At 56.0% G+C, this 20489-nt stretch carries 16 protein-coding genes; 7 read left to right on the top strand and 9 right to left on the bottom strand.

Features of this window, described 5'->3' with window-relative positions:
• The first annotated feature begins 216 nt into the window (after positions 1–216).
• The 7 genes from C8R21_RS16595 to mgtE all read left to right on the top strand — a co-directional run bounded on the left by C8R21_RS16595 (position 217) and on the right by mgtE (position 10387).
• Positions 217–2313 (top strand): S8 family peptidase, encoded by a 2097-nt coding sequence (locus C8R21_RS16595; protein WP_107762512.1) that lies wholly within the window; start codon positions 217–219, stop codon positions 2311–2313.
• A 31-nt stretch (positions 2314–2344) separates the two neighbouring features.
• The gene (locus C8R21_RS09730; protein ID WP_146162468.1) at positions 2345–3658 is read left to right on the top strand and encodes a PCRF domain-containing protein; all 1314 of its coding nucleotides are present in this window, start codon (positions 2345–2347) and stop codon (positions 3656–3658) included.
• Between the two features lie 405 nt (positions 3659–4063).
• Positions 4064–5917, top strand: coding sequence for a ribonuclease catalytic domain-containing protein (locus tag C8R21_RS09720; RefSeq protein ID WP_107762509.1), 1854 nt, complete (start codon positions 4064–4066; stop codon positions 5915–5917).
• Between the two features lie 141 nt (positions 5918–6058).
• The gene (locus C8R21_RS09715; RefSeq protein ID WP_258192336.1) at positions 6059–7000 is read left to right on the top strand and encodes an energy transducer TonB; all 942 of its coding nucleotides are present in this window, start codon (positions 6059–6061) and stop codon (positions 6998–7000) included.
• Between the two features lie 118 nt (positions 7001–7118).
• Positions 7119–7946, top strand: coding sequence for a shikimate dehydrogenase (gene aroE / locus C8R21_RS09710; RefSeq protein ID WP_107762508.1), 828 nt, complete (start codon positions 7119–7121; stop codon positions 7944–7946).
• Between the two features lie 86 nt (positions 7947–8032).
• On the top strand, positions 8033–8725 hold the full coding sequence (gene mtgA / locus C8R21_RS09705; RefSeq protein WP_107762507.1) for a monofunctional biosynthetic peptidoglycan transglycosylase: 693 nt from the start codon (positions 8033–8035) through the stop codon (positions 8723–8725).
• 225 nt (positions 8726–8950) lie between these two features.
• Positions 8951–10387, top strand: a complete 1437-nt coding sequence (gene mgtE / locus C8R21_RS09700; RefSeq protein WP_107762506.1) for a magnesium transporter — start codon at positions 8951–8953, stop codon at positions 10385–10387.
• Between the two features lie 12 nt (positions 10388–10399).
• Here mgtE and lysA read toward each other — a convergent pair whose 3' ends face one another.
• From lysA to C8R21_RS09655, 9 genes are all read right to left on the bottom strand, one after another.
• Positions 10400–11656, bottom strand: coding sequence for a diaminopimelate decarboxylase (lysA, locus tag C8R21_RS09695; RefSeq protein ID WP_107762505.1), 1257 nt, complete (start codon positions 11654–11656; stop codon positions 10400–10402).
• Positions 11653–11787, bottom strand: coding sequence for an LPS translocon maturation chaperone LptM (gene lptM, locus C8R21_RS09690; RefSeq protein WP_107762504.1), 135 nt, complete (start codon positions 11785–11787; stop codon positions 11653–11655). Before lptM ends, lysA begins: the two co-directional genes overlap by 4 nt.
• A 313-nt stretch (positions 11788–12100) precedes the next feature.
• Positions 12101–12856, bottom strand: coding sequence for a M48 family metallopeptidase (locus C8R21_RS09685; RefSeq protein ID WP_258192335.1), 756 nt, complete (start codon positions 12854–12856; stop codon positions 12101–12103).
• Positions 12853–13626 (bottom strand): lysophospholipid acyltransferase family protein, encoded by a 774-nt coding sequence (locus C8R21_RS09680; protein WP_107762503.1) that lies wholly within the window; start codon positions 13624–13626, stop codon positions 12853–12855. Before C8R21_RS09680 ends, C8R21_RS09685 begins: the two co-directional genes overlap by 4 nt.
• Positions 13623–14156, bottom strand: a complete 534-nt coding sequence (gmhB, locus tag C8R21_RS09675) for a D-glycero-beta-D-manno-heptose 1,7-bisphosphate 7-phosphatase (RefSeq protein WP_074972334.1) — start codon at positions 14154–14156, stop codon at positions 13623–13625. Before gmhB ends, C8R21_RS09680 begins: the two co-directional genes overlap by 4 nt.
• A 14-nt stretch (positions 14157–14170) precedes the next feature.
• Positions 14171–16348 (bottom strand): glycine--tRNA ligase subunit beta, encoded by a 2178-nt coding sequence (glyS, locus tag C8R21_RS09670; protein WP_258192338.1) that lies wholly within the window; start codon positions 16346–16348, stop codon positions 14171–14173.
• A 26-nt stretch (positions 16349–16374) separates the two neighbouring features.
• Positions 16375–17280, bottom strand: a complete 906-nt coding sequence (glyQ, locus tag C8R21_RS09665) for a glycine--tRNA ligase subunit alpha (protein ID WP_107762501.1) — start codon at positions 17278–17280, stop codon at positions 16375–16377.
• 89 nt (positions 17281–17369) lie between these two features.
• Positions 17370–18863 (bottom strand): apolipoprotein N-acyltransferase, encoded by a 1494-nt coding sequence (gene lnt, locus C8R21_RS09660; RefSeq protein ID WP_181258895.1) that lies wholly within the window; start codon positions 18861–18863, stop codon positions 17370–17372.
• A gap of 250 nt (positions 18864–19113) precedes the next feature.
• Positions 19114–20304: a sensor histidine kinase gene (locus C8R21_RS09655; protein ID WP_107762499.1), complete on the bottom strand. Its 1191-nt coding sequence runs from the start codon at positions 20302–20304 to the stop codon at positions 19114–19116.
• Between the last annotated feature and the right edge of the window lie 185 nt (positions 20305–20489).

Genomic DNA, 20489 nt, shown 5'->3' with positions numbered 1-20489 from the left:
GTCAACGTGCATGCGCAAGGACTGCTTTTCACCGCCGGACTGGAACAGGAAATCCCGTAACCCGCACAAAAACATGCTTTGTCATGAATATCGTCAATTCACAATAGTTCATAAAAAAGGGAACGTCAAAACCGGTGATCTGTTGTAAAAACTTAAAAATAGCCTAATATCAGAATGCGAATGCAACGTTATCCTGGCTCATGACAAGAGGTCGCAATGTCCCCTTCCAACCAGCCCCCGGAAAGTCAGCCCACTGTCAAAGTTTTTGACCCGCTGGAGCTTGACCGCTCCGTGATTGCTATTCCTCTTCTGCGGCAGATGGAGGAGGAGTTAAGAGGAATTGAAGCTTTTCGGGCTACGCATCCGTTTCCCGAAAATGGAGAATTCAATACGCTGATCGAATACAACAGAGAATTCGATGGGAAGCCGGAGGAGATGCGGGAGTTGGTTGTCGAGATGGCCGAAGAGGCGGCAGCGAAGGCATTGGAAGCATCGAAAAAACGGGTCGAAGAGAGCAAGGAGATGGCCCCAGCGGGGACACGGGGCACGCCGGTGCGTGGCGGCTCGACAAGGAGCCGGTCTGATATTTACGGAAATCTTTTTTTGATGGAGCAACGGCGCCACAAGGATCTCGAGGAAGCGATCGCGGCTCAGAAAATCGGGCCGGTCTCGGAGGATGGCGCCTACAGCTTTGCCAGCTTGCACGCAACCATAATACGGCGAATATCAGCCGCAAACGAACGGCTGTCACAGGTTGAGGAAGCTCCAAAGAAATCGCCTATCCTTCGGATCCACCCTACACGTTACGAAGTCATCATCGATATCAATCTCGAATATCCGGGTGGGCGGGAAGAGGCCCGGCGCTGGATTTACCAGAATATCGAAGAGGCCAAGAACAAAGCGAAAGTGTACGACGCGGGCCAGGATGTTCATCTCAAGAAGGAACAGCACGAAAGCGGCTACATGTTCGCCTGCCTGGAAGCCCGTACCATCAAGGCGCTCATCGAGCTCGATGTTGCCCAGGCAAAGGTGAAGGCTCGCGAGGCTCAGGAAAAAGTGCGGGGTACGAGCCATGAAGCGAAGGCTCGTGCAGCAAAAATCAACCCAGCCAAATTTCGCGCTATCTTCCGTATATGGCCGGATTTCGAGATTTCTGCCTCCATCACTCACTCCATCGCCACGATAAAAGCGGATGCGGCGCAAAATTCTTTTTCCGCGCGGGGCGCCGGAATCACCTGGGCGGTGATGGATTCAGGAATAAAGCAGGATCATGAGCACTTTCGCAAGCACAACAACGTCGATAAAGATTCCACATGGCATAAAGACTTTACGGCTGACGGCAGCGGCCCGTTCGACGATGAGAACGGACATGGGACGCATGTGGCAGGCATCATTGCCGGCGAGTGGCGTCCGGCCGGTGCGCCGGGAGGAACAGAAGGGACTGCGCCAGCGGATGCTTCCCCTCCGGCGGGCGATTCCGCCGCACCCTCCCGAGTTCCTGTAGCGGTTTCCCGCTATCTGAAAACGGGTTCCGAAGATGTCGAATACCAGCAGATAAAACTCGTGGACGGCATCAGCGGAATGGCGCCGCGCTGCAAGCTGATAAGCCTGCGGGTACTGGACGAAAACGGAAAAGGGAGCGTGAGCAATCTCATCGCGGCCATCGCCCACGTGCAGGAGATCAACGGTTACGGCCGAAAGCTTCTGATCCACGGGGTCAACATGAGCCTGGGATATACCTTCGAGCCGGAATGGTTCGCCTGCGGCCAGAGTCCGCTCTGCGTCGAGGTTGACCGGTTGGTAAAAACCGGCGTCGTGGTCGTCGTCGCCGCGGGCAATACAGGTTACGGCACGTTGAAGGCCGCCACAGGTGCGCTCTCGGCAGGAATGGCGCTGACCATCAATGATCCCGGCAATGCGGAACTCGCTATTACAGTGGGTTCGACCCATCGCGACATGCCGCACGTTTACGGGGTTTCCTACTTTTCCTCGAAAGGGCCGACGGGCGACGGCCGCCTCAAGCCGGACCTCGTCGCGCCCGGCGAAAAAATCATCTCATGTGCCACGGGCCATTTAAAAAGTGAGGGCGCGCAGGCCATCGAGTGCGACTACGTCGAAACCAGCGGCACGAGTATGGCGGCTCCCCATGTCAGCGGCGCAATCGCCGCGTTTCTCTCGGTGCGAACCGAGTTCATCGGCAAGGCAGAACGTGTTAAAGAGATTTTCGTTGATACGGCTACTGACCTGCGGCGCGACCGCTACTTCCAGGGCACTGGCCTCATTGACCTGATGCGCGCTATTCAGTCGGTGTAATTTTGAAAGTATAAAAAGAGAAAAAAGGAGCATGGCAATGGATGAAATCGCGGGAATTCCTTACGTGGAAGCAAGCTTCGACAAGAACGGGCAGGGTCCTGAAAAGGGGATTGTTCTGCCTGCCGCTGTGACTGACCTTATCATCATGTCGCACGGGTGGAACAACAACAAGTCCAAGGCAGAAGATCTATATAACAGCTTTTTTGCAAGTTTTGCCGCCACCGCACAACCAAATGATTTGTCCGGGCGAAAGCCTGTCATTCTGGGGGTATTCTGGCCATCCAGGGAATATGATACATCTGTTGCCGTTTCGGGTACTCCTGCCACTGGGGGAGGTGGCGCCGCCCTTGGGGGTGGAAATGGCGACGCCATCAAGCGGCTGGAAGAGAAACTGGATGACATGAAAGAAATTTTCACCGATCCGGAGCACAAGAAACTTCTTGATGAGGCGAAAGCATTGCTTCCGGACCTCGAGGAAAAAGCGTCAGTCCGGGATGAATTTGTGAAAAAAATGCGCTCCCTGCTCGATCCGAGTGCCGCGGGCAAGGAGGATGCGTCCAATATCTTCTTCAAGGATGACGGCAACGAATTGATGAAAAACCTGAAGGCCGAGGAAGAGGATCTGGGCGAGGATGTTGCGGGAGGCGGGGCAGCGTTGCCGCTCGGTGTGAGCGCTCCCGCGCCGGCAGAAGGCGGAGCGGCGGGGCTGGTAGAGATTCTTTCCGGATTCAAGGCAGCTGCCATAAATCTGCTCAACTATACCACCTACTATGAGATGAAGACGCGATCGGGAGCCGTTGGCAAGAACGGGGTTGCCCCGTTGATCGATAAACTTGCCTCGCAGGTCGAACGCATCCATCTGATCGGGCACAGCTTCGGCTGCCGCGTTGTCACCTCCGCGGCACTGAACTCGAAAACCGACAAGATAAAAAGCATGGCACTTCTCCAGGCGGCTTTCTCCCAGAACGGGTTTTCAAGGATTGAACAGGGATTTTACCGTGGGGTCGTGGATAATCATCGAGTCAAGGGTCCAGTCCTTATCACGCATACGCCCAATGATAGAGCGGTAGGTCTGGCATATCCGCTTGCATCTCGCATCAGCGGCGATAAAACCATGGCGTTTGGCGATAAGGATGACCTGTTTGGAGCGATGGGTCGTAACGGAGCACAGAAAATGGAGCAGGGCGAAGCCGTCGAAGGTAAGTTGCTTCCCGTAGGCGGTGCCTATACTTTCAAGGCCGACACCTGTTTCAATCTGGAAGCCAGCGATTTCATCAAGGACCACAAGGATGTAAAAGGGAAGGAAGTTGGCTACATGGTGCGCAGAGCCGTCGCAACTGCATAAATCGGCTAATCGCCAGGCAGAGAAACATATCCTGAGGACCGCTCCTTCCTTGTATGCTTCGACAAGCTTGTCCTGAGCCTGCCGATAGACTCAGTGCGAACGGAGGTTCGCTGCGTGATCTTGTCGAAAAAAACCGACAGAATAGAAAACTTTTGTCCCCGCCGAGCATCTAAGATTTGGGTTTTTCGGGACTTCCTGCGGGTCGTCTCGATTGACGACAAAGCCCTCGTCATCATTGATAGCCTTTTCTCTTTACCATCAGCCGTTTTGCTCAGGTGGAACAGCGCCTGGTCCAACCTGCTGAAAATACGTTTCGGGCTATAGGCTATAATCTGATGACCGATATGCACTGAGATCTGGCCTCGCCAAGTCTCATGTCTTTCCGCTTGCCCCTAGAATCATTTCATGAATGTTTTTTACGAAGAGGAAGGCACCTTCAAGGTAGGTGCGGTTCTTGCCGATAACACGACTTCGCTGCAGGTGGAGGCGCCTCACGGCAAGCGAGCAAAAATAAAGGCAGCATCTGTGCTGCTGCGGTTTGACGCGTCCTCATTGACTGAATTCATGGATGTCGCGCAAAAAACGGCGGAAGACCTTGACCCGAATTTTCTCTGGGAATGCTGCGAGAGTGAGGCCGAATTTGCCAGCGATGCGCTTGCCGCAGATTATTTCGGCGATCGGGTGACGCCGGAAGAAGCGGCTGCGGTATTGATCCGGCTGCACAGCGCCCCGATGTATTTTTACAAGAAAGGGCGCGGCCGCTACAAGGCTGCGCCGCCGAAAGCGCTGGAGGCGGCGCTTGCCAGCCAGGAGAAAAAGCGCCGCCAGGCGGAACAGCAGGCTCGTTATATGCAATCGCTGAGCGAGTTTATCCTCCCGGAAGAATTCAAGCCGTCACTGTTCAATCTGCTTTATCGTCCGGAAAAAAATTCGGTCGAGTGGAAAGCGCTGGATGCCGTCTGTGCCGCAACGAAACTGAGTGTTTCCCAGTTGCTGCAAAAATGCGGCGCGATTCCTTCGACGCATGACTACCATCTCAACCGTTTCCTGCTGGAGCATTTTCCCGAGGGTACCGGCTTCGGAGAACTGGACGCAGATCAGTTGGCGGTCCTGCCCGATCTGCCGGTAGCCGATGTGGCCGCTTTCAGCATCGATGATGTCACCACCACTGAAATTGACGATGCCTTTTCCGTTATGCCGCTAACGCTGGGAAGTTTCCGCATCGGCATTCACATTGCCGTACCCACGCTGGGCATTGCGCCAGGTTCGCCCTTGGACAGAGTGGCGGAACAGCGTGCCTCAACCGTGTATATTCCGGGCAACAAGATCACCATGTTGCCGGAACCGGTGATACAGCAGTACACATTGAACGAAAAACAATTGCGTCCCGCTGTCTCGATGTATCTGGACGTGGCCGATGATTTCACGGTGACTGCCACCAGCACGCGCATCGAGCAAGTAAAGGTTGCGGTCAACCTCCGACACGACACATTGGAGGAGCAATTCAATGAATCTACCCTGGCTGGAGGAAACATCGATCATCCCTTCGGCAGGGAGCTGGGCGCACTATGGAATTTCGCCTGCAAGATGGAAACACTCCGGGGCAAGACCAACGACAGCAATAACGAACGCATCGATTACAGCTTCAATCTTCACGGCGATCATATCATGATTACCGAGCGCCGCCGGGGCTCGCCCATCGATAAGGTAGTGTCTGAGTTGATGATTTACGTGAATGCCGAATGGGGCCGGCTGCTTGCGGATAGCGGAGTCGCCGGCATTTATCGGAGTCAGGGCAATGGCAAGGTCAGGATGAGCACGTCACCGGCGCCGCATCAGGGTCTCGGTGTTTCCCAGTACGCCTGGATCAGTTCGCCCATGCGCCGCTACGTGGATTTCATCAATCAGCGGCAACTGGTTGCGTTGCTGCGAGGAGAAGAACCTCCTTATACGAGGGAGAGCGAGAGCCTGCACATGTTCATGCGGAATTTCGAGTCCACTTATGAGGTGTACGGGGATTTTCAACGCTCGATGGAACGCTACTGGTGCTTGCGCTGGTTATTGCAGGAAAATGTTCTGGCAACAGGCGCGCAGGTGTTGAAGGAAAACCTGGTGAAGCTCGATCGCCTGCCGCTTGTGGCGCGTGTTGCATCGTTGCCGGAGCTGCCGCCGGAAACGGCTGTCGAGGTTGAAATCTCGAATATCGATCTGCTGGAACTTACCTTCAGCATAAAATTCCTGAGAAAACTGCAAGCTTGAGATTTATCCTGTAACATAGCAGGCCGTTACGGTTTACGGCCTTTCAGCCTCACTATTCTTCGGTCTTCGGCAGATTTGAGCGCCAATCCGACAATACCGACCTTAAACGAGTTTAATCCGGGCGCGAGTTACAGCTCGCCGTTGAATGGAGTATCGCGCCTGAAAACCGCGATACTGGTCTCGGTTATTCTCCATGTCGTGGTTCTGTCCGGCGTTACTTTCAAGTTTCCTCTTTCGCAAATCCGTGCAGTGAGCGCGCCGCTGGAAGTGATGCTGGTGAACAGGGAGCCCGCTCCCCATCCGGACAAGGCGGACAAGGTGGACAGGAAAGAAGCGTTGCCGCGCGTGGCGCGCGACACTCCAGCTGTAAAAGGCAACGCCAGCCGTCATCCAACCCAACCCATTCCTCCCTTGCCGAAGCAGGAAGATGCAGCAAATATTCCCCGGGAGACTATTGCCGATTCCGCCCCCTTCGCTCCCTCTGTCCAGGAAGCAGGGTCGCGCGAACTCCGGACACCGCCATTGATGGCAGTCACTGAGAATGACAGCCATCAAAGTGCTGATGAGCCTGATCCCCTGGTCGCCCAAGCTCAGCCTCAGATTCAAACCAGGCAGGACCAGAACGCTATCTTTGATACTGCGGACCTGGTTCAGCGCGGATTGGCAATCGCACGCGTAGCGGCGCGCGGCGATGCGAGTCTTGAAACCAATCAAAAGCCGCTGAAACGAAAGTTTATCGGAAGCCGTACCCGGGACTATCGTTTTGCTCGTTATGCCGAAGACTGGCGCCTCAAGGTAGAACGTATTGGCAACCTCAATTACCCCGAGGCGGCAAAACGTGAACAGCTGTATGGTAGCTTGCAGCTTACCGTTGGCATCCGTTCCGATGGCAGCCTGGAATCGGTTGAAATAAACCGCTCTTCCGGAAAGAAAATTCTGGATCAGGCAGCCGTCCGTATCGTGAAGCTGGCGGGGCAAAATGGCTTCGCCCCTTTTCCTCCTGAACTCAGCCGTGATACGGACGTCCTGCATATTACCCGCTCCTGGGTATTCACCAGCGCCGATGAGCTGACAAGTGAGTGATCATGCGGGCGTACCGATTTGCCCGCCGGTATTGCTCACAATCGCATGTCTCCCTGTTTCCTCCTCCCGGTCGGGCTCCAGTCGGAGTCTGATTCCATGACTTACACCGGGAGTGACCATGAGTGATCTTTATGCCGTCATCGGTAATCCTGTCGCCCACAGCAAGTCGCCCCTGATTCATGCCGGGTTTGCCCGTCAAGCCGGGCAGGATATCCATTATGAAGCGATACTTGCGCCATTGGATGGATTCGTGGAAACGGTAGTTGCCTTCAGGCAGCGGGGCGGCAAAGGAGCGAATGTAACCGTGCCATTCAAGCTGGAAGCGTGCGCACTATCAAGCCGGCTCACGGAGCGGGCGAAGGCGGCTGGGGCAGTGAACACGCTTGTGTTCGAGGCGGATGACATCCTGGGAGATAATACGGACGGTGCGGGGTTGGTGCGGGACATCGTCGTCAATCTCGGATATGCGCTCGGTGGGCGGCGGGTCTTGCTCATGGGCGCGGGTGGGGCAGCGCGTGGCGTAATCAGACCCGTGCTCGAGCACGAGCCTGCGGTGCTTACAATTGCCAATCGCACCCGGCAAAAAGCAGATGACTTGCAGCAGTTGTTTGCGTCCTCGGGGAACGTTGTCTCCACAGCGTACGGGGATCTCCGGGGGCAGGAATTCGACCTTGTCATCAATGCCACCTCCGCCAGCCTGCACGGCGACCTGCCGCCTCAGCCCAAAGGTATTTTTGCTGCCGCTTCGCTGGCCTACGATATGATGTACGGCAAGGGGCACACTCCTTTTCTGCAATTCGCGCAGCAGCAGGGGGCAGCGCGGCTGGCCGATGGAATCGGCATGCTGGTGGAGCAGGCGGCCGAATCCTTCTTTCTCTGGCGCGGGACAAGGCCGGAAACGGAACCGGTCATTGAAATGTTAAGGTCAAGCCTCGGCAGTCCGTAGATTGATAGGCGGAGCAGCGATAGCGTCATCCGCCAGTGAGGGTGGCGCAACTGCGCAACCTCGGAACAACAGTAGGAATAATAAGAATGTTTTTCAAGCGCTGGTTCTGGCGGATATTCCTGTTTTTCATTGCCGCCATATTTACCTATCAATTCTGGATTTTCAGCCAGGTTGTCTACTGGAACTATTTCAATCCTTCTTCCAGCGCTTTCATGCAAACCCGGCTGGAAACACTGCGGGAAAAAAATACGAAGGCTGCACTGCGTACCCGCTGGATTCCTTACGAACAGATTTCTCCGCATCTCAAGCGTGCAATCATTGCAGCCGAGGACGCGAAATTTCTGGAGCATGAAGGATTCGATTTCGACGCTATCCAGAAAGCGTACGAGAAAAACCTGAAAAAGGGCAGGTTGATCATGGGGGGCTCCACCATCAGTCAGCAACTGGCAAAAAACCTGTTTCTTTCCGGTGACAAAACTCCCTGGCGCAAACTCCAGGAAGCGTTCATCACGCTGATGCTCGAAAAGGTGATGTCCAAACGCCGTATCCTGGAGATTTACCTGAATGTGATCGAATGGGGCAATGTGGTGTTCGGGGCCGAGGCGGCGGCTCGCCATTACTACGGTATTTCCGCTTCTTCTGTCTCAAGGGAGCAGGCGGCCCGGCTCGCTGCCATGGTTCCCAGTCCCCGCTTCTACGACGAAAATCGCAATACGGCCTGGCTGTCGAAGAAAACGCGCATAATCCTGCGTCGCATGGCATCGGCTTCCATTCCCTGAGATAAAATAGCAGAGGTCGAGGTGGCCGATGGCTCTGCTTTTCGGGCAGAGCCTCGAGTTGTGGGAGAAGTTCCATCCCGTTGGCTGTCGGCGCTGCCGGTTGCTGGCTGCCGATTGGCTTCTCCATGCTTTTATGGGGGGGTTTGCGTCTTCGCTCGCCTTGTCATAATATTCGACGTTTTTTTCCCTACAATCAGGTAAAACCTGTTCCAGGAACCTCCCCTAATGGCAAATAACCTCAGGGAAACAGAAAACCTGCAAGAACATTTGCAGCGGGTGGTTCAGCTACTGTACGAGCACAAGCTCGCGGAAGAGCTACTGCCACCGCAGCCCATGCCCGAGCAGGCGCTCGTGGATGGACTGCTGCACGGGCAAAGCCTGGCTGAGTTGCAAAAGTTCCTTGACGAGCTTCATCCCGCTGACGTCGCCCACATCATCGAGGTGATGCCGCTCGAAGACCGCTTGCTGATCTGGGATTTGGTCAAGGCGGAGCGTGACGGCGAAATCCTGCTGGAGGTGTCGGACGCCGTCCGTGAAACCCTTATCGCCTCGATGGAACGCGGCGAGATGCGCGCTGCGGCAGAACAGCTCGATGCCGATGAAATCGCGGACATCGCGCCTGATCTTCCCCGCGACGTTCTCGAAGATGTGTTCCAGTCTCTTCCCATGGAAGAGCGCGAGAAGCTGCGGGCGGCCATGTCCTATCCGGAAGACGCGGTGGGCGCGCTCATGGATTTCGATGTGGTCACTATTCGTGAGGATGTAACGCTGGAAGTGGTGCTTCGTTACTTGCGCCGCCTGAACGAGTTGCCGGATCAGACCGATCTGTTGTTCGTGGTGGACCGGAACGAGTATTTCAAGGGCGTGCTACCCTTGAACCGCCTGCTGGTAAGCGACCCGGCAGTGCTGGTAAGTTCGGTCATGAGCAAGGAAACCATCGTGTTCTATCCTGACGAAAGGGCGCAACAGGCAGCGCAGGCGTTCGAGCGCTACGACCTCGTTACCGCCGCGGTGGTGAATGCGGAAGGAAAACTGGTGGGGCGCGTCACGATCGATGCCGTGATGGATTTTATCCGGGAAGAATCAGCCAGCGAAGCCCTGAGCGTAGGCGGCTTGAGTCAGGAAGAAGACCTGTTCGCGCCCATCTGGAAGAGTCTCAAGAACCGCTGGACCTGGCTTGCCATCAACCTTGTTACCGCGTTCGTCGCCTCGCGGGTGATCGGCCTGTTTGAAGATTCGATCGAAAAACTCGTTGCCCTGGCCGCGCTCATGCCAATCATTGCCGGAATAGGGGGAAACTCCGGCAATCAGACTATTACCATGATCGTGCGGGCGCTCGCTCTGGGGCAATTGAATGGCGGGAATGCCCGCACGCTGATCACCAAGGAGATCGGCGTGAGCGCCGTAAACGGCCTGGTGTGGGGTGCGGTGGTCGGCGGGTTTGCTTACATCATTTACCGCAGTTTTTCGCTCAGCCTAGTGATGATGATGGCAATGATGCTCAACCTGTTGCTGGCTGCGCTCATGGGCGTGCTCATACCGCTGACCCTGCACAGCCTGGGGCGCGATCCCGCCGCGGGCTCCAGCGTGATGATCACCGCCGTGACCGACAGCGGAGGTTTTTTTATCTTCCTCGGGCTTGCGACTCTTTTCCTGCTGTGACTCGCGTAATAGCTACGGGAGGATTTTCTCGCCCGCCATCAATTGCTCGATCGATTCCCGCTCGCGGATGAGATGGATACGGTTGCCGTCGATCATCACCTCGGCGGCGCGCGGGCGCGTATTGTAGTTGGAGCTCATGCTCATGCCATAAGCGCCGGCGGACATCACAGCGAGCAGATCACCCTGAGCCAGCGCCAGATGGCGGTCATGTCCGAGAAAATCGCCGGTTTCACACACCGGGCCGACAACCTGATGGGTTTTTGCATCCATCTCGCTGCGCGCAACTACCGGAAGGATTTCATGGTAAGCCTTGTATAACGCCGGGCGCATCAGATCGTTCATGGCCGCATCGACAATGGCGAAATCGCGATGCGGCGTAGGCTTGAGATACTCGACGGCTGTAAGCAGTACACCCGCATTCCCCACCAGCGACCTTCCCGGTTCGATCAGGATTTTTTGCCTGCGACTGCCTACCACGCTGCGTAACGCCTCGACATATTCCCGTGCCGAGGGGGGATTTTCTCCGGCATAACGTATCCCCAGGCCGCCACCCAGATCGAGATGCTCGATCTCCAACCCTTGCGCCTCCAGCCGGTCGAGCAGCCCCAGCATCTTCTTGCAGGTTTCGATGAAAGGCGCCAGTTCCGTCAATTGCGAGCCGATATGGCAATCGAGACCAGCCACCTGTACATTGCCGAGCTCCTGCGCAGAAGCATAAATCGCCTCTGCCTCATCGAAAGGAATGCCGAACTTGTTTTCCTTGAGTCCGGTGGAAATATACGGATGCGTTTTCGCATCCACATCCGGATTCACCCGCAGGCTCACCGGCGCAACCTTGCCCATTTCCCCGGCCACGCGGTTCAGCACATGCAGCTCCGCTTCCGATTCCACATTGAAGCACCGTATGCCGGCTTCGAGCGCCGCTTTCATTTCCGCAGGCTGCTTGCCCACACCCGAAAAAACGATTTTTTGTGGATCGCCCCCCGCCTTCAATACCCGCTGAAGCTCTCCCCCGGAGACGATGTCAAAACCACTCCCCAGGCGGGCCAGCAGGTTGAGAATGGCAAGATTGGAATTGGCCTTGACGGCATAACAGACTAGATGATCTCGTCTCGCAAAGGCATCGTCGAATTCCCGGTATGCTGCCGTCAGCGCCGCACGCGAATAGACGTAGCAGGGCGTGCCGAATTCAAGGGCGACGCGCTCCAGTTGCACCGACTCCGCGCACAAACGACCATTGTGGTAGCTGAACGAAGGAAAACTGCTCACTTCTTTTTCTCTGTATCCGGGGATTTTTGTGGCTGCACAGGAGCAGGCTCCTGCGGGAGATAGAGGGGTCCCTTGAGGCCGCAGGCATTCAGCAGCAGGGCGGTCAGGGCGAGAAGAGTGAGGAGGCGCATCGGGTTGTGTGGGGCGAGAAATCGGGGATACTAACACAAAGGGGAAGGACTCTGGCGGAGTCACGAATTTTCTAAAATTGGCCCTTAATAAGGGTACATTTCGAGACTATTGATCCGGCAGAAAATACTATGAATCCCGTCATTCCAGGCCTGACCCGGAATCTAGCAAACCGGAATCCAGCCCAAACCAATAATGGCGTGCTTTGAATGTCACTGGGAGACCGGCTTTCGCCGGTATGACGTTTGTACTGTTTGCTCGCGAATTAATAGCTTGCGAGGCAAAGCTGGTAAGCATGTTTTTAAGTAGCTTTCCTCATCCAATCCCCCTCAACTTCTTCCTCGCCGTCGCATAATCGGGATACATGCTTCCCACCGTCTGCCAGAACGCCTTCGAATGGTTCATTTCGATGAGGTGGGAGAGTTCATGCGCGACGACATAGTCCACCAGATCGAGGGGCTTCTGGATCAGCCGCCAGTTGAGACGGATGACGCCGTGTGAGTTGCAACTGCCCCAGAGCGTGCGCGCATTGGAGAGGCGCAGTTGCGGCAGGGCCACGCCAAGTTTATTTGAGTAAAGGGTGATGCGTTCGGTAAAGCAGGTCAGCGCGTGCTGACGGTACCACTCCATCACGGCGCTTTCGATTTGCTCGGCAGCAATCCCGGAAGACAAGGATAGATCCAACTGCTCATCCTTGCTTGTGGCGTTCTCGCTTGCCTGCACCATCTGTACCGCTCCGGCGGAGGTAACCGTCACCTGCCACGGTTCTCCGAGCAGGGGGAAGATGGCGCCTGCTTCCCACGCGGGGCGGGCGGGCTTTCTGTTCTTCCATTCGTCGAGCTTGGTGACGATCCAGTCGGCTCTTTTTTGCAGTACGGATTCGACCCAGCTCAATGATTCCCGCATCGGGATGCGCACCGTCAAGCCCTCGCTGCTCACTCTCATGCCGATGGTCTTGCGCCTGCAACGCATGAGCGTGTAGGGGACTTCGCTGCCGTTCAGGTTTATGCGGCGCAGTTCGTTTGCCGCGAGTTTGCTCGTCTTCGTCCTTTGGAATGCAATCTTCTTCACGCCGCAGGTTCCTCTTGCGTCTGGTCCGGATTGGGGTTTTCGTCCGGATGCAGGCTATCGATCCGCGCCACCTCTGCTTCTATCCAGGCTTCCACTTTTGCATTGAGTTCGCCCGGTTCCATGCCGCTGGGGTCGATGGGCGCTCCGATACTGACTGTGATCGTACCGGGACGCTTGATAAAGGCGTTCTTGCCCCAGAAGCGGCCCGCATTGTGCGCCACCGGTATGACCGGGGCGCCGGTATGGGTGCCGAGCCAGGCGCCACCAATGCCATATTTACCTTTTTTGCCGGGGGCAATGCGGGTGCCCTCCGGAAAAATGACGATGCAGAATCCCTGCCTGAGCCGGTCTTTTCCCTGCTCGACGATCTGTTTCAATGCAGCTTTTCTTGAACTGCGATCAATGGCAATTGGATTAGTCATAGCGAGGCCCCAGCCGAAAAAAGGGACCAGCAGCAGTTCTTTCTTTAGCACCCACACCTGCGGCGGAAAGATCTGCTGGAAGGCGATTGTTTCCCATGCCGATTGGTGTTTCGACAGAATGATGCTCGGAGTAGAGAGAATATTTTCCTTTCCTATGACGCGATAACGAATGCCGCAGACCACAGTCAGCAGAAACAGCATCAGGTGCGCCCAGCCGGAGGTGATGCGATAGCGGTTGAGGCGCGAAAGCGGGAATGCGGCAAAGACGATCAGGAAGTAAAAAGGGGTGATGATGAGTTGCAGGAGCGCGTAAAGTATGGAGCGCAGCACGACCGGAATCCAGTTCATTGCGTCAGGGCATTGACCGCCGCCGAGAGATCGGCGAATATTTTTGTGTTTTCGGGCAGGCCATCCTCGGCTTCAGTCTTTTTTCCTTTGCCGGTCAGCACCAGGACGGGAAGCGCCCCGACGGCGGCGGCGCACTGCAAATCACGCAGGGAGTCGCCGATCGCAGGCACACCTTTCAAGTCCAGCCCGAAGCGTTCGGAAATTTCCTTGAACATCCCGGTAGCGGGCTTGCGGCACCCGCAGTTGTCGGTATTGGCGTGGGGGCAGAAAAACATCGCATCGATGCGTCCCCCGGCCTGGATGACGGCTTTGCACATCTTGTCGTTGATGGCATTGAATGACACCATATCCAGCAAACCCCTGCCAATGCCGGACTGGTTGGTGGCGACCACCACCCGATAGCCCGCCTGCGTGAGGTGCGCGATTGCTTCCAAGCTGCCCGGAATCGGCTTCCATTCATCCGGCGTCTTGATAAAGGCGGCGCTATCATAATTGATGACGCCGTCCCGGTCGAGAATGACAAGTTTCATGAGCAGTTACCGTATCAGATCGCCAGTCGGGAAATATCTGCGATCCGGTTCATTGTCTTCTGCATTTGCGCAAGCAGGGCAAGCCGGTTGTGGCGCAGCGCTGCATCCTCTGTATTGACCATCACTGTATCGAAAAACTGATCCACTGGGGCTTTCAGTGCGGCCAGCGCCTGTAGCGAAGCGGTATAGTCGCCCCCGGTAAAGGCTGTATCGGCTTCCGGCATTATACGGTTTAATGCCTGATGGAGCGCCTGTTCCGCGGGCGCCTGCAACAGGGCGGTGTCGATTTCCCCGGCTGCATCGACTTCCGCTTTTCTGAGAATGTTGCCCACCCGCTTGTTGGTCGCCGCAAGACTTTCGGCTTCCGGCAGGGTGGCGAAAGCGCGCACCGCGATCAGGCGTTTTTTGACATCATTCAGCAACTGGGGCCGCAGGGCGAGTACGGCGTCGATCTGCTGCGGCGAATAAGCGAGGCGGTCCTCGGCAGATGCTACGTAAACGCGCTTGCCTGACTCAATAGCTTGGTCATCAAATGACTCTATGCTGAAGTAATGGCGCAGCCGTTCATAAATGAAATCACTCAGGATTTCCGTTACGCCATTAATCCTTTTTCCAAAAATACCCTCGGTTTGCTCAAGCAGGTTATCAAGTGAAAGTGGCGCTTCTTTTTCGATCAGTATCCGGATGACGCCCAGCGCATGACGCCGCAAGGCGAAGGGGTCTTTGTCCCCAGTGGGTATCTGGCCGATACCGAACAAGCCGACAAGTGTTTCGAGTTTGTCGGCGAGCGCGACGCATACGCCCACTAGATTGCGCGGCAATTCGTCGCCCGCAAAGCGCGGCTTGTAGTGGTCTTCGATCGCATCGGCGACCTCTTCGGCCACGCCGTCATGCTTGGCATAATAGCGTCCCATGATGCCCTGCAACTCTGGGAACTCGCCGACCATGTCGGTGAGCAGGTCCGCTTTGGCAAGCATGGCTGCTTCGCCCGCCCTGGCTGCAAGTTCATTGCCGCCGAGCTGTAAGCCGATGGTTTGTGCAATGGCCCAGATCCTTTCCACCCGTTCCGCCTGCGTGCCCAGCTTGTTGTGGTATACCACCCTCTGCAGGCCTTCCACCCGCGAGGCCAGCGTCTTCCTCCGATCCTGGTCGAAAAAGAATTTTGCGTCCGCAAGGCGCGAGCGCAGTACGCGCTCGTTGCCAGCAATCACTGCGCCCGCGTCCACCGGGCGGATATTGGATACGATCAGAAACTTGTGCGAAAGCCTGCCCGCGGCATCGAGCAGGGGAAAATACTTCTGGTTGGCCTGCATCGTCAGGATCAGGCACTCTTGTGGCACATCCAGGAATGCTGTTTCAAATTTACCCATCAGCACGTTGGGGCGTTCGACCAGCGCGGTAACCTCATCCAGCAGACGGTCATATTGGGTCAATCCGAGGTCTTCCTTGCTGGCGGCCCCCAGCAACTGGCGCTCGATCTCGGCGCGACGATGGGAGAAACTCGCAATCACCGCGCCTTCTTCCCGCAGCTGTTGTTCGTAACTGTCGGCATCTTTCACCGTCAGCGGATTCGTCATCGCTTCGAAACGATGACCTTGGGTTTGCCGGTCGGCTGTCAGGCCCAATATGGATATGTCCACGACTTCTTCCCCATGCAGGGCAACGAGCGCATGTGCCGGGCGGACGAAATTGACGGTATTCCAGCCATCGGCCAGTTGATACGCCATCATTCTGGCAATGGGTAATTTCTGCAGCGTCTCGTCGAGCGCTGCCTGCAGGCCTTCCGCCAGCGTCGCACCCGTCACCACGCTGTCCAGAAATAAAGTTTCACTTTTTCCATCCTGGGCGCGCTTGAGCAGAGGGAGGAGAGGGAGAGGATCAGCATCGCCGCAAAGACTGCGCAGCTTCTTGAGCAGGGCAGGAGTGGGGTGGCCACTTGCGTCCAGCCCCACCGCTACCGGCATCAGTTTTTTCAGGGAGGATGTGTCCGGCGCCTGTGCTGCTATGCGTGTGAGATGTACGGCAAGGCGCCGTGGAGAGGCAAAAGGGGTAACGGTCGAGTCTTCCCACGCCAAGTCCTGTCTTTTCAGGCCTGCGGCTATTCCCTGCGCGAAACTGTCACCCAGTTTCTTCAGCGACTTGGGGGGCAGTTCCTCTACCAGCAGTTCAACCAGAAGATTTCGGGTTGCCAAACCTTGTGTTGCTTGCGTTGTTTCAGTCAAGCGGCTTTCTCCAGCAATTCCTGTGCCCATTCCACTGGCGCCAAGGGAAAGCCCAGACGCTTCCGGCTTTCGTAATAGGCATGCGCCACGCTGCGTGCGAGCTCCCGGATACGTCCGATATAGGCGGCGCGCTCCGTGACCGAAATCGCGCCGCGCGCATCGAGAAGATTGAAAGTGTGCGCAGCTTTCAGCACCTGTTCATAGGCCGGCAGGGACAGTCCCTGTTCCACCAGATGCCGGGCTTGTGCTTCATGGCTTGCAAAGGCTTGGAACAGGAAATCTGCGTCACTGTGCTCGAAGTTGTAGGAGGATTGCTCGACCTCGTTTTGATGGTAAACATCGCGATAGGAAAGCCCCTCTGTCCAGGTGAGGTCGAAAACGTTGTCCACGCCTTGCAGGTACATGGCCAGTCGCTCCAGGCCATAAGTGATTTCACCCGTGATGGGCTTGCAGTTCATGCCGCCCACCTGCTGGAAATAGGTGAACTGCGTCACCTCCATGCCGTTCAGCCACACTTCCCAGCCCAGCCCCCACGCGCCGAGAGTGGGGTTTTCCCAGTCATCCTCGACGAAACGAATATCGTTCTGGCGGAGATCGAAACCGAGTTCTTCGAGCGAGCCGAGGTACAGTTCAAGGATATTGGCAGGGGCGGGCTTCAGCACCGCCTGAAACTGGTAGTAGTGTTGCAACCTGTTGGGATTTTTGCCATAACGCCCGTCTTTCGGACGGCGGGTGGGCTGCACATACGCCGCTTTCCACGGCTCGGGGCCGAGCGCGCGCAGGAATGTGGCGGTGTGGGAGGTTCCCGCACCCACTTCCATATCGTACGGTTGAAGCAGCGCGCAGCCCTGCCTGGCCCAGTAGTGTTGCAGGGCAAGAATGATTTCCTGAAATGTGCGCATGTAAGACTCTGAGCCGGACCGTAATTGACAAAAAGGCGTAAAAGTAAGACGCAGTAAGAGGCGCCGTAAAATTGCGTGAGAACGCGATTTTACCGTTTTTTGCGAGTTTCGCGAAAAGCGGATAACACGGCAAGCCCCAGCAATATTCCGCAAAGCCCGAGAATCAGGCTGTTGCCGAACCGCACGTAGGGGGTGGCGCCGGCAAATCCCTGTGCTGTGCCATGCAGCGCGGTGGTGGTGAATATTTCCGCCTCCTGCAACACCCGGCCGCGCTCGTCGATGATTGCCGTGACCCCTGTATTGGTTGCCCGCACCATATAGCGTCCCGTCTCAAGGGCGCGCATCTGGGAGATCTGCAAGTGCTGACGGGGACCGATGGAGCGGCCAAACCAGGCATCGTTGCTAACGTTGGCAAGCAGGGTGGCTTGCGGCAGCTGCTGGATGATCTCTTCGCCGAACACGTCTTCATAGCAGATATTCACTGCGACCCGTTGCCCCGCGATATTCATGGGCTGCTGTCCGAGTGCGCCCCGTGAAAAATCGGATAACGGAATTTTCAGGACGTTGATGATCCACCCGAACACCGGCTTCAATGGGATGAATTCGCCAAACGGTACGAGGTGATACTTGCGGTAACTCTGTTCAGGGGAGGTGCCGAAGCTGAACATGGAATTATAGTATTCGCTGCGGCCACCCGGTGCTTCCACCAGGCCAACCAGAATGTCGCCATTATTCCGCCTTGCATGAGCGGCTAGCTGGGCAAGATAGATGGGCGATACCTCATTCCGGTAGAGCGGGATCGAAATTTCGGGTGTGATGATCAGGCGGCTGTCGCTTTGCAGTGCAAGCCGCGTGTAGTTTTCCATGGAACTGATGAGCTGGTCTTCACGCCACTTCATATCCTGCGGAATATTCCCCTGCAGCAGGCTTACGGTCACCGGTTCGCCTTCGGGTTCAGTCCAGTGAATCTGCTGGAGGCCTAAACCGAAAAGCCAGAGCGTCAGCAGGGGTAAAAAATAGAGGGGCTTGCGAAATTTCTTCTGAACGAGCAAACACAGCAGCGCGGCACTCAGCACCACCAGCAGGGAAACGCCGTATACGCCGATAATGGGCGCGAAACCAGCCAAGGGGCTGAGTGGCGCCTGGGAGTAACCCAGGGTCAGCCATGGAAAGCCGGTGAACAATACGCTGCGCAGCCAGTCAGACAAGGCCCACAGCGACCCGGCAGCCAGAGCCCATACGATAGGGGGCGCGATATCCAGTTTTTTCAGTGTCCAGCCTGTCATTGCCGGAAACAGCGCGAGGTAGCCGCACAGAAAAATGAGCGCAAGCACGGCCACCGGCATTGGCATTGCGCCGAAATCATGCAGGGAAATATACAGCCAGGTGACACCCGCACTGAACATTCCCATGCCGAACGAGAAGCCGAGCAATCCGGCTGCGCGAGGTCGCGCACTGTTGCGCCAGAAATGGCACAACAGCGCGAGGGTCGCAAGCGGGATCGGAAAAAGATAAAACGGCGCAAAACCGGGAACGGTAAGTGCGCCGAGCAGAAAACAGACCAGTAATTCCGAGCGGATTATTTTATTCAATGTGCTTCAATGATTCGCGCTTGCGCGATAGTGCGTCCCTCTGCGCTATCTCTTCTTTGGAACCGAACGACAGAAAACCATTTTCAAATCAACTCCCCCGGATCCCGATCTTCGTAACCCGTTTGCTTAAGAAGATACCATACAGGCTTTATACGAAAGGAGTGCTGATAATCAGCAACAGAGCGTGCCGAGCTCCCATATACCAGTGAGCGAATATTTATCCCGCAAAAAGACGCCAAAATCACACGCCTTGATCAGAAACCTCGTCTTCCAGTATCTGGCGGGGAAGCAACAACCGGAAGGTCGAACCGACCCCTACCACGGACTCCACTTCCAGTTTGCCGCCCAAAAGCCGGGTCGCTTCTGAAGCGATGGACAAACCCAGCCCCACCCCCGGTTTGCCGTAGGTATCGGCGCGCTGGAAAGCATCGAACAGGTGGGTCAGGTTTTCCGGCGCAATACCCGGACCCTGATCGCTCACGCTGAGGATCCAGGCACTATCTTCCCTGCTGGCGTTATGACGGGCTGTAACTTCTATCCGGCCACCCGAACTGTATTTTACCGCGTTCCCCAGCAGATTCTGCAATATAGGCACCAGCAGCGCTTCTTCACTGATCACTTTCGCGCCGTCCGGCACATCGATGCTTAACTCTATTCCCTTCAACTGCGCTTCCGGTGTGATCTGCCCGACTGCTTCAGATAACAGGGAATTCAAATCCACCACTTCCATCGCCAGGTGAAAGTACCCTTTTCGCAGTTGCTCCGATTGCAGCAAGCGATCCATTCCAGCAGTGGTCTTGAGTATGATGCTCCTGACTGACTCCAGGTCCGCGAGGTTGTCGGCAAGCTCGGGAATTTTTGCGAGCTTCATTGCAAGTATCTGGATATATAGCGTGATTTGGTTGAGGTGATTGCGAAGATCATGAGAAAGAAAAGAGAGATACTTGGACTGGATTTCCGTCGCAGACTTGAGCTGCCGCTGCAGATTCTCGACGAATATGACCGTTCCGCTTTGCAGCGCCGCATCTACTGCCATGTTCAGGGCAACATTGCTTGTCTCGTCCAGTTCGCCATTCAATTCTTCGGAAATCTGTTCGATCATTACGCGCCGCAGAAGCTGGTACTCGACCACCAGTTCGCGCATGTTGTAATTTTCCTGAAAGCGCGACTCGCCATGCAGTTTGCTGCCTTCCACCAGCGCCTGGGTAGTGACGGGATGGCTGGAGGAAAACGCTTCGATCACCTCTTCCAGGATAAGAGGCACGGAGTCGCGGAGGTTTCTTAGCGTGAGCGCGTCAGCCGCGGGCAGGGTGCAAGCGACAGACTTCTCCCACTCCCGAAGGATGGCCTCCTTGCGTACGCGCAGGGCGGAGGCGAGGTGAGGAAACGCATGATATGCCAGCAGGTCCAGAGTGGGGTCGGCTATAGACATAAGTTCTGAAAAACTGAGGGTTTGGGGAGCGCTATTTTACTGCCAAATCGGGAGATGAAGTCGGGGAGCGATATCTTTCAATCTCCGGGTTGATCTGAGGCAGGGGTCTTGCCTTTTAAGGGGGGCTTGCGGGTGGCCTTGATATGGGCTGCTGATTTTGTGCTAGACTCATATTCTGAAGCCAT

Source organism: Nitrosospira multiformis, assembly GCF_003050865.1.
Classification (GTDB): Bacteria; Pseudomonadota; Gammaproteobacteria; order Burkholderiales; family Nitrosomonadaceae; genus Nitrosospira; species Nitrosospira multiformis_E.
The sequence above is the reverse complement of the archived record's forward strand: the minus strand, read 5'-3'. Positions and strand labels throughout refer to the sequence as shown.

Bases quoted from the DNA above. Each gene is read 5' to 3' on its own strand.
- C8R21_RS16595 (WP_107762512.1), top strand. From the start codon at position 217: ATGTCCCCTTCCAACCAGCCCCCGGAAAGTCAGCCCACTGTCAAAGTT.
- mtgA (WP_107762507.1), top strand. From the start codon at position 8,033: ATGTTTTTCAAGCGCTGGTTCTGGCGGATATTCCTGTTTTTCATTGCC.
- mgtE (WP_107762506.1), top strand. From the start codon at position 8,951: ATGGCAAATAACCTCAGGGAAACAGAAAACCTGCAAGAACATTTGCAG.
- glyQ (WP_107762501.1), bottom strand. From the start codon at position 17,280: ATGCGCACATTTCAGGAAATCATTCTTGCCCTGCAACACTACTGGGCC.
- C8R21_RS09655 (WP_107762499.1), bottom strand. From the start codon at position 20,304: ATGTCTATAGCCGACCCCACTCTGGACCTGCTGGCATATCATGCGTTT.
- gmhB (WP_074972334.1), bottom strand. From the start codon at position 14,156: ATGAAACTTGTCATTCTCGACCGGGACGGCGTCATCAATTATGATAGC.
- aroE (WP_107762508.1), top strand. From the start codon at position 7,119: ATGAGTGATCTTTATGCCGTCATCGGTAATCCTGTCGCCCACAGCAAG.
- C8R21_RS09680 (WP_107762503.1), bottom strand. From the start codon at position 13,626: ATGAACTGGATTCCGGTCGTGCTGCGCTCCATACTTTACGCGCTCCTG.
- lptM (WP_107762504.1), bottom strand. From the start codon at position 11,787: ATGCGCCTCCTCACTCTTCTCGCCCTGACCGCCCTGCTGCTGAATGCC.
- C8R21_RS09730 (WP_146162468.1), top strand. From the start codon at position 2,345: ATGGCAATGGATGAAATCGCGGGAATTCCTTACGTGGAAGCAAGCTTC.
- C8R21_RS09720 (WP_107762509.1), top strand. From the start codon at position 4,064: ATGAATGTTTTTTACGAAGAGGAAGGCACCTTCAAGGTAGGTGCGGTT.